Source organism: Nocardiopsis xinjiangensis YIM 90004 (assembly GCF_000341145.1).
GTDB lineage: Bacteria > Actinomycetota > Actinomycetes > Streptosporangiales > Streptosporangiaceae > Nocardiopsis > Nocardiopsis xinjiangensis.
The window spans coordinates 21726-34609 of sequence record NZ_ANBE01000010.1 but is presented as its reverse complement, the minus strand read 5'-3'; the positions used below and the strand labels follow the sequence as shown (position 1 = coordinate 34609).

The 12884-nt window shown below is 72.3% G+C and carries 8 protein-coding genes; 1 reads left to right on the top strand and 7 read right to left on the bottom strand.

What is annotated here, in order from left to right; translation table 11 throughout:
* Positions 1 to 9 precede the first annotated feature (9 nt).
* From D473_RS0106960 to D473_RS0106935, 6 genes are all read right to left on the bottom strand, one after another.
* Complete coding sequence (locus D473_RS0106960; RefSeq protein WP_017608358.1) at positions 10 to 1080, bottom strand: DUF3068 domain-containing protein; 1071 nt, start codon at positions 1078 to 1080, stop codon at positions 10 to 12.
* Positions 1077 to 5567, bottom strand: a complete 4491-nt coding sequence (locus tag D473_RS24320) for an alpha-(1->3)-arabinofuranosyltransferase (protein ID WP_017608357.1) — start codon at positions 5565 to 5567, stop codon at positions 1077 to 1079. The genes D473_RS0106960 and D473_RS24320 overlap by 4 nt, the downstream gene beginning before the upstream one ends.
* Positions 5564 to 6895: a glycosyltransferase family 4 protein gene (locus D473_RS0106950; protein WP_017608356.1), complete on the bottom strand. Its 1332-nt coding sequence runs from the start codon at positions 6893 to 6895 to the stop codon at positions 5564 to 5566. Before D473_RS0106950 ends, D473_RS24320 begins: the two co-directional genes overlap by 4 nt.
* 284 nt (positions 6896 to 7179) lie before the next feature.
* Positions 7180 to 7320: a hypothetical protein gene (locus D473_RS27615; protein ID WP_017608355.1), complete on the bottom strand. Its 141-nt coding sequence runs from the start codon at positions 7318 to 7320 to the stop codon at positions 7180 to 7182.
* Positions 7317 to 9143, bottom strand: coding sequence for a hypothetical protein (locus tag D473_RS0106940; RefSeq protein ID WP_017608354.1), 1827 nt, complete (start codon positions 9141 to 9143; stop codon positions 7317 to 7319). Before D473_RS0106940 ends, D473_RS27615 begins: the two co-directional genes overlap by 4 nt.
* Positions 9143 to 10936: a GDSL-type esterase/lipase family protein gene (locus D473_RS0106935; protein WP_033352905.1), complete on the bottom strand. Its 1794-nt coding sequence runs from the start codon at positions 10934 to 10936 to the stop codon at positions 9143 to 9145. Before D473_RS0106935 ends, D473_RS0106940 begins: the two co-directional genes overlap by 1 nt.
* Positions 10937 to 11156: 220 nt before the next feature.
* Between D473_RS0106935 and D473_RS0106930 the strand changes: the two genes are divergently transcribed.
* Complete coding sequence (locus D473_RS0106930) at positions 11157 to 12086, top strand: hypothetical protein (RefSeq protein ID WP_017608352.1); 930 nt, start codon at positions 11157 to 11159, stop codon at positions 12084 to 12086.
* 55 nt (positions 12087 to 12141) lie between these two features.
* Here the strand turns inward: D473_RS0106930 and D473_RS0106925 are convergent, their stop codons facing one another.
* Positions 12142 to 12657, bottom strand: a complete 516-nt coding sequence (locus D473_RS0106925; RefSeq protein ID WP_017608351.1) for an NADPH-dependent FMN reductase — start codon at positions 12655 to 12657, stop codon at positions 12142 to 12144.
* Positions 12658 to 12884: the final 227 nt, after the last annotated feature.

The window sequence follows — 12884 nt, the reverse complement described above, 5'->3', positions numbered from 1 at the left end:
AGCGTGATCCTACGGCGTCGTCGGCCGGGAGTCGTCCTCGGCGTGCTCCTCGCGTCCGTCCTGCTCCGGTTGCCCGTCGGTCCGCTCCTGCGCCCTGTGGCTGCGAGCGCGCAGCAGGCCGCCGGCCAGGGCCAGCACGCCGAGGGGAGCCAGGGTCCACGGTGCCCAGTCGTGGAGGGAACGCAACAGGACCGAACGCACGCGGGCCTGTTCGGCGTACCCGTCGACCTGGGCGTCGGCCATGGTCAGATCGGCCTCCAGGAGAGGCACCGCGTCGTCGCTGTTCTGGACCCGCAGGGTCTCGCGGCGGGTCTCCTGCATGTTGACCACCGTGCCGCTGACCGGCTCCACCCACAGGGTGCGGGTGAGCTCCAGCCACCGGGTCGCGGTGACGGTGCCCTCTGCCTCGGAGGTGAACAGGTCGGCGGGCACGTCCCGGGCGGAGTCGGGGACCTGGGTGGCCTCGATCGCCTGGGAGTAGCGGCGTGCCGGCACACCGGCGATCTCGTCCTCACCCTGGAACTCCATCGACGGGGCCGAGCGCACCTCCGCGTCGTAGAAGGGATAGGAATCGGCCCCGGCACCGGCCGGGAAGTGATGCACGAGCCCGGCCTGGCGCACGGCGCGATCGCCGTCGACGTGTTCGCCGCAGCAGTTGACGGCGCGGGCGGTGGCGCGGTCGACGATGACGCGTCGGCTCCAGTGGTCGACCATCCGGTCGGGCACGGAGGTGTCCACGGTCATCTCCCAGGCCGACCACTCGCCGCCGTTCGCGGTGGCGTCGACGGCGGTGTTCCGTTCGACCTCGGTGTGGTCCACCCACGACCAGTTCGCGGTGTTGAGGTAGGCGGCGTCCCCGTCCACCAGGCGCAGCTCGTACTCGGCTGCGGCGGGCAGGAGCGCGACCCGGTCGTGGACGTACAGCGGCAGCATGACCGCAAGGGTCAGCAGGAACGTGCCGGCCGCGACCAGGAGGGTCCCGGCCGGGACCGACCGGCGTGGCCGGCGTTGCGGGCCGACCTGGCTGTCGACCGGCCCGCGGTCCCGGGGTGCGGTCCCGAACTGGGACACCGTGCTCACGTGCGCGCCTCCTCGGTGCCGTCCCGCGGCTCGCGTGCTCCACCGCCGGGTCCGTCTCCCCCGGTTCCGTTGTCCGCGGGATCCCGGCCGGGCCCTTCGTCTCCGGGGCCGTCGTCGCTGCCGCTGCCCTGTCCGCCGCCGCGATCCTGCTCACCGCCGTGGCCGGGGCTCGGGCCGGACACCTGTTCGGCGGACCGGGGCGGATCGGCGTCGGCGTCCAGGCCGTCCCCCGGCTGGCCGAGGGAGAGCATCAGGCGGGCCAGCGCGGGCAGGCACAGCAGTTGGGGGATCCAGCTGCGCAGGCCGCTGTCCAGGAGCTCGGTGACGTCGTGGAAGGGCTGGTACATGGCCAGGTAGGTACCGCCGGCCATCGCCGCACCGGCCAGGGTCAGCGTGACCGCCACCGTCCAGGGCGCGGCCAGGTGGCGCAGCACGGGTCCGCCCAGTGTCGGGGTTCCGGGACGTGCGTGGCGGAGCCGCTCGGGTGCCGCGCGCCCCAGCCACCACATGGCGAGCAGGATCAGGCCGACGAGGGCGGCGCCGGCCGCCCCGGCCACCCACACGCCGAAGGCCAGGCCCAGAGGCAGAACCGCCCGGCGCGCGAGCCATCCGGGACCGGCCTCGGGCAGGTCCCGGTCACCCACGGGCTCTCCGGCGCGCAACCGTTTCCCGCCGGGCAGCCAGCGGCGGGGCCACATCGCCGATACGGCCAGGAGCACGACCAGGCCCGCTCCGATGCCGAGGGAGGCGTGGTAGGAGGTGTCGGGGGTGTAGGAGAGCGTGACGGTGCCGCTGCTCCCTTCTGGCAGGATCCAGGCCTGTTTCCAACCTTCCAGGCGCTGGGGTTCCAACGGCCGGTCGGAGCCCTCGAGGGCGGCCTCCCAGCCCTCGTTGAAGTTCTCGTTGACCACGAGCAGGCTCTCGTCCTCGACGTCGACGTCGAAGCTGCGTCCGCTGGGTCCCCACCCGTGCAGGGTCTCGACCTCGTTCATGGACACTTCGTCGCGGGCGCCGACCGGGTCGGCGGACTCCACGAGCGCCGAGCGGACCTCGTAGCGGTTGCCGGGTTCGACGACCACCTGGTTCTCCCCCGGTTCCAGGTCGAGACCCGTGCAGGCCTCGTAGGGCAGGGGGCGGCCGGTGAGCTGGTCGGCGAGGGTGCCGCCGCTGATCCGGGTCTCCACCCGTTCGCCGTTGACGCGCAGGGTCGGACCCAGGCCGCACGTGGTGGAGGCCTCGCCCTCGGGCAGCGCATCGACCTCGCTGACACCGGGCAGGGAGATCCCGCCGACCTCCAGGGCCTGCCCCTCGGGGCGCTCGAAGGTCACCCGCAGCTCGTCGGCGGTCAGGGCGCTGAAGTCGACACGGCCGCTGCCGTCGAGCCAGCCCTCGCGGACCTGTTCGTCGCCCTCGACGGTGACCTTGATCGGCCGCATCACGCTGTCGGCGCGGGGGAAGTCGACCTCCAGATGGTCGATCTCGGTGGCCTGGCCGAGCTCGAGGTCGAGCCAGGGGCTCTTCTCCTCGGGGTCCGGGTACCAGACGGTGCCGTCCTCGTCGTCCAGGGCGCCGCGCCCCATGGCGGCGGGATGCTGGACGGCGGTCGATGAGGCCGTCACGTGTGGGTAGGGGCTCGCCCGGTTGGCGGAGTTCTCGGCCTCCCGGGGATCGGTGAGCACGACCTGGCCGGAGATGCCGTGGGATTCGGCAGCAGCCTGGTCCGACAACGCGAAGGTGCGGTCGAGGCCGCGGGCGTCTTCACCCTGGACCTGGAGTCCGGGGTTGCACACCCAGGCGTGCGAGCCCTCCATACAGCCGGGCACGGTGCCGGTGGAACCGGTGAAGAGCAGGGTCCCGGTGTCGTCGGGTCCGGGCACGTTCAGGGTGCGGCCGGCCTCCAGCCCGGGCAGGGCGATGTCGGAGATACCCACGCGGGTCCCGAAACGGTACTCCGGTTCCCAGGCGAGTTCGTCCACCCGTACCCGCAGCGTGCTGGTCTCGCCGGTGGGGGCGGTGACCTCCTGGGGTTCGTCGGTCTCCTCGACGGTGACCTCGGAACTGCCCTCGTCGGTGATGAGGCTGACCGTGGAGGGCGGGGGCTCCTCGGCGAACTGTTCGAAGGTGAGGGTGAGCCCGTCGAGGTCGCGCGGTTCGGCGAACTCGATCTCCACCCATTCGCCGATGGCGCCGGTGAAGACACTGGAGCGCCAGGACGTGCTCAGGTCGTCGTCGAGCGCGGCGTGCGGGGCGCGCCCGGGGTCGCGGTCGGAGGGGCGGGCGTCGGCGCCGCTCTCGGTGGAGGAGGCACGCACGGACTCGATCCCGAGGTCCTCGGCGTGGCCGACGTAGTCCTCCCAGGCGGGGTCCATGATGTCGGGCGCGGGGACGTCGCGTTCGAGTTCCTGGTCCTCGGTGAGGGTGGCGGAGACGTTGTTGCGCACGTCGGGGTAGACGACCTCGCGGCGGCGCGCGGAGTCGGTGACGATGGTGTCCTCGGCGGGCAGGTCCTCGGCCCGGGGGTCGTCGCCGAGCACGACGGGCCGGTCGTCGCCGAGCACGCCTGCCTCGGCCAGGTGGAGCATGGATTCGGGGCCGCCGGTCACCCGCACCGCCTCGTCGGCGGGCACGGTGCCGACCGCTGGTGCGGCCTCCTCGACCTCGTAGACGGTCAGGGAGGGGTGGGGCTGGTCGAACCACTGCGAGGCCGACCGGTGGTCGAGGGAGCCGACGGTCGCCCCGAAGGTCTCGGCCTCGGTGATGCCCGGTGACTCCTGCAGGGCCTGGTGCACGCGGGAGGGCCAGGCGCCGTTGAGGTCCACGCGCTGCAGGTCGTTGCGGACGACCAGGTGGGTCACGCCCATGCGGGCCAGGGTGTCGGACAGCCCTTGGGAGCCGCGGCCGGAGGAGACACGCTGGTCGATCTCCTGGGTGAGCCGGGAGGCGCCGGCCGACCCCCAGGGGATGATCTGGTGGTTGGTCCAAGCGCCTTCCAGGAGCGGTTGGAGGGGTTCGTCCATGGGGCGGCCCCACTCGTACTCGCCGCGGGCCGATCCCGGCACGGCCATGGTCATGCCCGGGTCATCGGAGTTCTCGTCGAGCCAGTCGGCCGCCTCGTGCCAGTAGTCGGGGATCGCCTCGTAACCGCCGGCCGGGGCGATTCCGACGGTGCCGATGGGGATGAGGGTGATGAGGAAGACCGACGAGGTGGCCCCGGCGACGGTGCGCCGTACCCGGCCGGAGACCTGTTCACCGCGGCGCTCGGCCCGGTCGCGGGCGACGACGACGGGCAGGTGCGCCAGCCCCAGCACGACGGGCAATCGGATGAGCGCGTCGAATTTGTGGATGTTGCGGAACGGGGCGAGGGTTCCGTCGAAGAGGTCCCGCATGGTCTCGGCGAAGGGGCCGGTGAGGGGCCCGGTGTAGCCGGCCACCACGATCGCGGTCCCGAGCAGGAGCGTGGAGATGAGGAAGAGCCGTTCGGGCGTGCGCCGGTTGATGAGACCGGCCAGACCCAGCCCGGCCACGAGCGCGGTGGCGGCGATCAGCCACGGGGTGGTGGACAGTTCCGCGCCGGCGGGCAGGGCGGTGTTGCCCTGGTCGGGCAGGAACCCCATCCAGTTGGAGGTTCCGCGCAACGAGTTCAGCAGCGAGGTCACCTCGGTGGTGACAGCGGCGTCCTCGGTGTAGGGCATGAACGAGTACACGTACCGCGACATGAGCAGCAGCGGCACGATGTACCAGAACGAGGCCAGGACCAGGGCCAGGGCCCACCAGCCCATGAGGCGCCACTTGCGGGGCCCGTTGGCGCGGGTGAGCAGGTAGATCCCCGGCACGGCCAGGACGGCGAGTTCGGAGGCGGCGTTGGTGCCGCCGCACATGAGGAAGGCCAGGCCGGAGAGCAGGGCCATGCGCGCGGGCGGGTACCCGCGTCTGGCGCCCAGGATCAGTGGGAGCAGGATCCACGGCATGAGCAGCATGGGCTGCAGTTCCGCGGAGTTGTAGGACAGCAGCGTGAGCACACGCGGGGCGAGCGCGTAGGCGAGACCGGCCAGGATGCGGGTGTTGACGGTGCCGACGCCGAGCGCCTGGGCGACCTTGTAGGTGCCGACGAAGGCGGCGACGAGCAGCACGGCCATCCACAAGCGCTGGATGAGCCAGTCGGGCATGCCCACCACGTCGAAGAGGGCGTGGAAGGGGCCGTTGGGGAAGAAGTACCCGTAGGCCTGGTTCTGGATCTGCCCGAAGTAGGAGGCATCCCACAGGTGCAGGGCACGTTCCATGAACCCCAGCGGGTCCGCCGTCATGTCGAGCTTGGTGTCGCTGACGATCTTGCCGGGGTCGATGCTGGCCGCCAACGCTCCCAGGAGCAGGCACACCGTGAGGACCTTCAGCCGCGCGAGCAGCTTGTCGTCCAGGGGTCCGCTGGGGGCGGACGGTGTACCGGGGTCCTCCGGGCCGCGCTTGGCGGAGGGGGCCGCCGTAGTCACGTGGTCGTTTTCCTACCCGCTGGGTTGTTCGGGCCGCCGGGGGGCGTGCTGTCGGTGAGTGCGAGTTCCCTCGCGACCAGGCGGGTCATGCACGCCCCGCTGGCCTCCCAGGTGAACCGGGCGGCCCAGGCGCGGCAAGCGTGACGGACCTCCTCGGCACGCCGGGGATCGGACAGTTCCTTGAGGGCGCGGGCGACCACGTCGCTGAGGCTCTCGCCGTCGCGGACGAGCCACCCGGTCTCGCCGTCACGGACCGAATCGCGAAGTCCGTCCACATCGTAGGCCACTGTGGGGACCCCGAGACGGGCGGCCTCGATGACGGTGAGGCCCCAGCCCTCGAACTCCGAGGCGGTGACGTGGAGGGTGCAGGCGCCCAGGAGCGCGTTCTTGTCCTCCTCGGGCAGGAAGCCGTGGATGCGCACACGGTCGGCGTTGTCCTCGCGGTGGATCTGCTCGTCGAGGCGCTCCCCCTCGGGGCCGCGGCCGATGACGTGTACACGCAGATCGGGGTGCTGGTCGCGGAGCAGACCGGCCAGCGCGGCGACCCGGTCGACCCGTTTCTGGACGACCAGGCGGCCGAGGCTGACCAGGGCGGGGCTGCCGGCCTCCTCGGGGGTGGGGGCGTCGTCGAGGGGTCTGCGGTTCCCGGGCAGGCCGCCGTTGTGCACGATCTCGACGGGGGCGCGCCAGCCGAGCTTGTCGCGCATGGCCCGGCGGGAGGACTCCGAGACGGTGACCGTGGTGCAACGGCGGTAGACGAAGGAGGCGACGGTCGACTCCATGAAGCGCCCGAACCAGGCCAGGGGCGCGGAGAAGTAGGCGTCGAACTGCAGGTCGTGGACATGGTGCACGACGCTGACGACCCGGGTGCGGCGGCGCAGCACGAGGCGGGACAGGAACGGGATGCCGTTCATGCAGTCGAAGGCGAGCTGGTACTCGCGGCGCCACAGGGCGAGCCAGACCATGACCCGGGGGTAGACGGTGAAGCGGCCTCCCATGCGGCGGATGACGATGCCGTCCTTGGTCTCCACCCGGGCCTGGTCGGGCTCACGGCTGGTGAGGAAGGTGACGATGGCGCCGCGTTCGGCCAGGTGGCGGCTGATGCGCCAGGCGTACTCCTCGGCCCCGCCCGCGGCGGACTGCCAGGGGTCGCGCCAATTGATCATCACCAGCCGGACACCGTCGAGACGTGGTCCGAGGTCGATGGGGACCTCCGTGGGGGCGGGGGCGGACGCCGGGGCCGCTGGAGGCGCGGGGAGCATGGCGGTGGGCTCGGTGGCCGAGGGAGGATCGGCCACCGACCGATCGGGGGTCTTGGAGAAGACCACGCACTCTCCTTCCGCGCGGGATTCCCGGTGGGAGCCATGAGCATGATGACAACGCGTGACTTTCCGGGCACGCGGAGCAAGGGGGCGGGGGTGTGCAGACCGCGCGCCTGACAGGCCCTCGACCGGACGTCGACGGGTCAGCGGCCGGGGCCGCCGGGGATCGGGGCGGGCGCCCCGCCCGGGGGCGAGGCGCCCTCGGTCCTCCGCTACGACGTCCCGGGATGTGTTCGGCGGGCACCATGGTCCTGCTGCGCATCGCGAGGAAGGCGCCCACCGGACACGTCCTAGCGGTCGCCGTAGTTGTAGAGGGTTTCGTTCACCGGCTCCGCCGTGGCGGTCGACTCCGTGGCAATACTGGTCGCCACGAAGGCGGCGCCGCCGGCGAGGGCTGCGCCGATGGCGCAGGCGGCGATTACTTTGATCACTTGGGGATCTCCTTCCGAGCACTCCGCCCCACTTTGGGACCGGGGCACTGGAGAACGAGACTAGAACCTGATCTAGCTACAGACCAGATGATTGCCACAACTGTAACTAACCCGCCAGTAACTTCCAACCCCGTTATGCCTGGTTTGTCGGCCTTTACCCGCGCTTCTGGCACACGAAGCAAGGTCAATTCGGTTCCTTCACGCACGGCCTCGAAACCCTGGCCCTCATACCAGAACCCGTTATCGACCGGATCGGACACAAGGACGTACCGCGCCCCGAGACCGCCGAGCCCGGCCGCGAGGTCCTCCGCGCGGGGCAGACCCGTCCCCGGGGCGGGGTCCAGGACCTCGGCCACTTCCCGGGCCAACGGGTCCTCACCATCGACCACGACCGTGCCGCCGTCGGCGGTACCCACGGACAGGTCGTCGTTCCAGAGCGTGCGCCGATCGAAGAGTTTGGTCGCCGGGTCAAGGGACACGACCGTCTCTCCCGACCAGTCCAGCCCCCGATAGGCGCTCCAGGGCAGCACCACGACCGACCCCGGGACGTCGTCGGCGGCCACCTCCTCCTGCACTTGGTGCCACTCGTGCGGGTAGTCGACCGGGGCCAAGCGGCCGCCGGCGCCCCAAGCCAGCCCCGGAAGCACCACCACCGGAAGCAGGGCCGCGAAAACCCCGGTCCCCATACACCACACCGAGGCACGCGCGGCGCCGGCCAGGTACCACACCGCGAACGCGATCCCCAGGGCCTGCAGGAGACCGAACGGAGCCACGTACAACTGAGCGTCCCGCAACGGGCCGAACCCGGGCCACAGGCCGATGAGCCCCGCCGTGAGCGCACGCCCGGACTCGACGACCCCCAGGAAGGCGATCACGAACCCGACCGCGGCCCCCGCCGACAGTCCCACTCCGATCACCGGACGGTCCTGCCGCCACATCCACCACGCCCACGCCGCCAGGGCGAACACACACAACGCCAGCCGCAGCAGCGCCGTGACCGGCTCGCCGTACCCGGGCGGAACGGCAGCGGCGTTCCAGACCCCGCCCAGAGCCAGCAGCGACCCCAGCTCACCGAAGGGTGTGTCCGAGCGCGGAGCGAAGGCCTCCGCCCCGCGCGGGTCCGTCACCGCTCCCCCGCTCAGGGACGGAACCAGCCACGGCAACGACACCAGGAGCAGTCCGGACACGAACAGCCCCGCACGGGACCACCACCGCGAAGTGGTCGGACCGCGGCGCCACAGCGCGACCGGACCGGCCGCCAGCGCCGAGATCAGCACCGAGGAGAACCCCCCGATCGCGGCCGGGATCAGCGCGCACACCAACCCGGCCAGGCCCCGGCCCGGCGTGCGGTCGGCAAGACGCGCGGTGGCCGCGACCACCCACGGCAGGCCCGCGTACCCGAGCAGCACGGCCCACTGCCCCAACAACAGGCGCTCGGCCACGAACGGGTTCCACACGTAGGCGACACCGGCCGCCACCGCCGCGACCGCCGTGCCCGGCCCCGGCGGCCCGTGAACGCAGAGCAACCACAGCGACAGACGCGCCGCCCCTGCCCCGCCCAGGGCGAAGACCGCCAACAGCAACCCCGACTGCACCAGGTCGCTCGGCACGACCGCCGACAGGGCCGCGACCACCACGTCGCTGGGGATCGCCCGGGGGAACCCGTCCGCACCGGCCAGCGCCGCCCCCACCGACGGGTCCGGCACGAACACCATGTCGTAGCGCAGCACGAAACCGCGCCCGAGTGCGGGGCCGAGCGCGAGCACACCCGTCACCAGACCCACCGCCCACGGCAGGAGCCGAGCGGTCCAGGAGCCGCGCATCAGCCCTCCAGCAGCACCGGGTCGGAGAACCCGCCCCGGACGTAGTCGCGGTAGGAACGCACGACCGCCTCGTACGGGCCGGACACGGTCGGCCTCCACAGGAGATCGGAGCCGACCGGCCCCTGGCTCGCCCAGCCCCCGCCCTCGTTCGGGCCCTGCCCGTCACGGGGTTCACAGACCCGCTCACCGCTTCCCGGGGGTTGCGGGGGCTCCTCCGGAGCGGGCGGCGGCGAGGGCTGAGGCGGGGGCGAGGGTGAGGGCGAGCGCGGCGGATCGGGGGCAGGCGGAGCGGGCTCCCCCTGGTCGCCGTCGAGCCCGTCGCTCCCGTCGTCATCGGTGTCCCGTCCGGGCGGTTCGAGCGGAAGCGGCCGACGGCTCTCGTCGCGCACCGAGCACTCCAAGGCGCGCACCCACACCTCGTAGTGGGAGGCGTCCGCGACCTCGTTCCACACCACCGTGCCGTCCCGGCGCACCGAGAGGCCGTCCGGCCCCGGAGGCGGATCGTCGTCGTAGACCAGCTCCAGGAGGTCGGAGGCCGCCCCGGCGTCCCGTCCCTTGTACGGGTGCACGACGAACTCGTAACCGGCCCCGCTGAGCAAGGACCCCACGAGCACCGACCTGCTCCCGCCGTCGCGTTCGACGTCCAGGGACAGCACGGTGGCCTCGTCCGGGTCGGGTCCGGTGCGCCGCTGTTCGACGCGGTAGTCCGTGGCACCGGGGACCTGCTCCCAGGAAATGCGCAGCCCGTCGTCGGCCTCCTCTGCCTCGAGCTCGGGCGGGGTCCGCGGCCCGGCCGGCATCTCCGGGAGCGGCCGGGGAAAAGGGTCGCCCACGGCCAGCGGCTCGGCGAGCGCGTCGGCGAAGGCCGCGGCGATCTTGACCTCGCCCCGGGTGTTGGGATGGACCTCGTCCCAGCTGTCGTACTCGGGCGCGTAATCCTGGGCGACCTGGGCGACCACGACCGGGGAAGCCTCGGAGGAGAGCTGTTCGGCCAGGTCCACCAGCCCCATGTTGAAGCGGTCGATGCGTGCGTTGACGGCCTCGTCGTCGCCGGTGCCCTCGGCGTGGGGCAGCTCGCCAACGACGAAGCGGGCCTTCTCGAGCGCGACCCGCACGGTCGAGACGGTCTCGCCGATGCCTTCGAGGACCTGGTCGGGGTCGTCGCCGGAGAGCAGGTCCTCGGAACCGGCCATGACCAGCAGATAGTGGGGTTCGTGCTCGGAGGCGACCTCGGCGATCCCGTCGGCCATGTCGTCCACGCTCTGTCCCCAGCGGGCGGCGTGGTCGGTGTCGAAGTCCGGTTCGGCGTAACTGTGGTCGCCGTGGGCCTCCTCCTCCAGGGAGTACATGCCGTCGCGGGGGCCGACGAAGGAGAAGTCGACACCGCTCTCCTCCAGGTGGGACCACAGGTGGTAGCGCCAGGTGTGGTCGCCGCTGCTGCCCTGGGTCAGGGCGTCACCCACCGGCATGACCCGGAGTTCGCCGTCGGGCGGCCCCGGAACGCTCGCGGGAGGGCCGTCGGCCTCCTCGCCGGTCGCGCCGAGACCCGAGGAGCCGTACTGGATCACGAGCAGGGTCACGGCCATGGCGGCGAGCATGACACCGAGCAGGCCCAGCGGCCCGGGTTCGAAACGGCGGGGGCGGCCGCTCACCGGGAGAAGGCCGCGCCAGGTGCGTCCGCGACGACCGGAGAGGGCCTGCCGGGCGCGTTCCCGCAGGCGGGAGGTGTCGAACCAGGCGGCCGCGCGCGACCACCACGAGGTCCGCTCCTCCGTTTCCCGTGGCTCCTGCACAGTGCCCCGATCCTCGACCTTCACCGCTCGCGCGTTCCGGAACAGGTTCTCACGAAGGGAACCGCCCTCTCCTCGCGCGCCTGCTCAGGCGAGCATAGGCGCACTGGTCGCGCAAAGATAGAACTGGTTATATGGAGAACGCCCCGTGCCGCCGCTCCCAGTGGCCGGGCCGCCCGGGAGGAACACCCCCGCACCACCGTCGAGCCGGAAGGCCACCCCCGTGATCGGACTCCTGGTCGCACTCCTGTCCGCCGTGACCTACACGCTGGGCCTGTCCGTGGAACAGCGTGCGCTGCACGGTTCGGAGTCGATCTCCATCCATCGTCCCCTGCACCTGGCGCGGGTACTGCTCGGCAACCCGCGTTGGGTGTTCGGATGTGTCTTCGCCGCGCTCGGCAGTATCGGGCTCATCGTGGCGCTGGGGCTGGCTCCGGTATCGGTCGTCCAACCCGCTTTCGCCGCCGGTGTGGCCTGTTCGCTGCTGGTGGTCACGATCGTCATGGGTGAGCGCATCACCCGGGGCGAGTACGCGGCCCTGGCGATCATGCCGGTGGCCCTGGGGCTGTTGAGCCTGTCGACCGGTGACGGGGCCGAGACCGGGACGACCGCGAACACCCCGCTGCTCGTGGTGGTGAGTGTGCTGACGGTCCTGGCGTGCGTGGCCGCCATGGCGACGGCCGGTGGACGCGGCAAGTACGTGTCGGCGGCGGCGATGGGCGCGGCCGCCGGTCTGGCGCAGGGCAGCGCGGGGGTCCAGGGCAAGGGCCTGGGCGGGCTGCTCGCCGACCACGGGGTGTGGGGCGCGGTGCTGCCCGCGCTGATGTCGCCCTACCCGTACCTGTACGCGCTGGGCTGGGCCGTGGGCATCGTCCTGTTCCAGACCTCGTTGCAGCGCTCGCGTGCCTCCATCACCGCACCGGTGGCCAACGTGGTCGGCAACGTCTTCACCGTCGTGGCGGGCACGGTCCTGTTCGGGGAGAGCCTGCCGGAGGACCCGGCCGCGGCGGCGCTGCGGATCGGCGGTTTCGCCCTGACCCTCGTGGTCGTGGTGCTCGTACGCGGCAACGTCGCCCAGGCCGAAGCCGACACCAGCGCCGAACGGGCGGCGCACTCCGGGGGGGTCGTGGCGGACCGGCCCCGCGACACGTGAGAGCCCCGGCGGGCTGTGCCCTGCCGGGGCTCGCGGGATCAGCGCGGCCGGGGCCTCAGGCCGCGACGGAGACGGCCTCGCGCAGCCCGGGGGCGGCGACGTCGGCCCAGGCGCGGACCACACGCTCGGGCCCGGCGGTCTCGTCGCTGGCCAGGACCAGGCCGGGTTCGGCCACCCACGCGCCCAGGTCGGCCAGGAGCACCCGCAGGTCCTCCTCGATGCCGCGGCTGCTGCGCAGGTCGTCGACGACCGTCAGAGGGACGGCGACCGCGTGGCCCAGGCCGAGCTCGGGCAGGCGGTCGAGGAAGACCTTGAGCAGGCCGGTGTAGGTGCCGTGGGCCTGGGGCGAGGCGACCAGCAGCACGTCGCTCTCGGCGACGCGTTCGAGGGCGGTCTCCAGGGCGGGCGAGGCCTCGGCGAGCAGGTCGGCTCCGAGGCCTGCGAGGTCGATGACCTCGGGGGCGCTGTGGACGCCGGCGCGGGCGCCGATCTCGTCGGCGGCGCTCAGGGCGGCGTCGTACACGGAGGAGCGGGGCCGGGGGTCGGCGACGAGCACGGTGAAGCGGGTCATGCGTAACTCCTGGGTTCGGTCAAGAACGAGCCGGAATCGACCGGAAGAAACCTCGGGGGTGGAACGGGATCGGGGCCGCTCCGCCTGGCGGCGGTGGGCCGTCGTGGGACACCGGGGAAGGCATCGATCCTCGGCCCGACACACGTGTGGACCTCGTCGTCCACAGGAGACAGGGATGGCGTGTCGGCCGACAGGGCGCTCCCGGGGCCCGGTGGGAAACGGGCCCC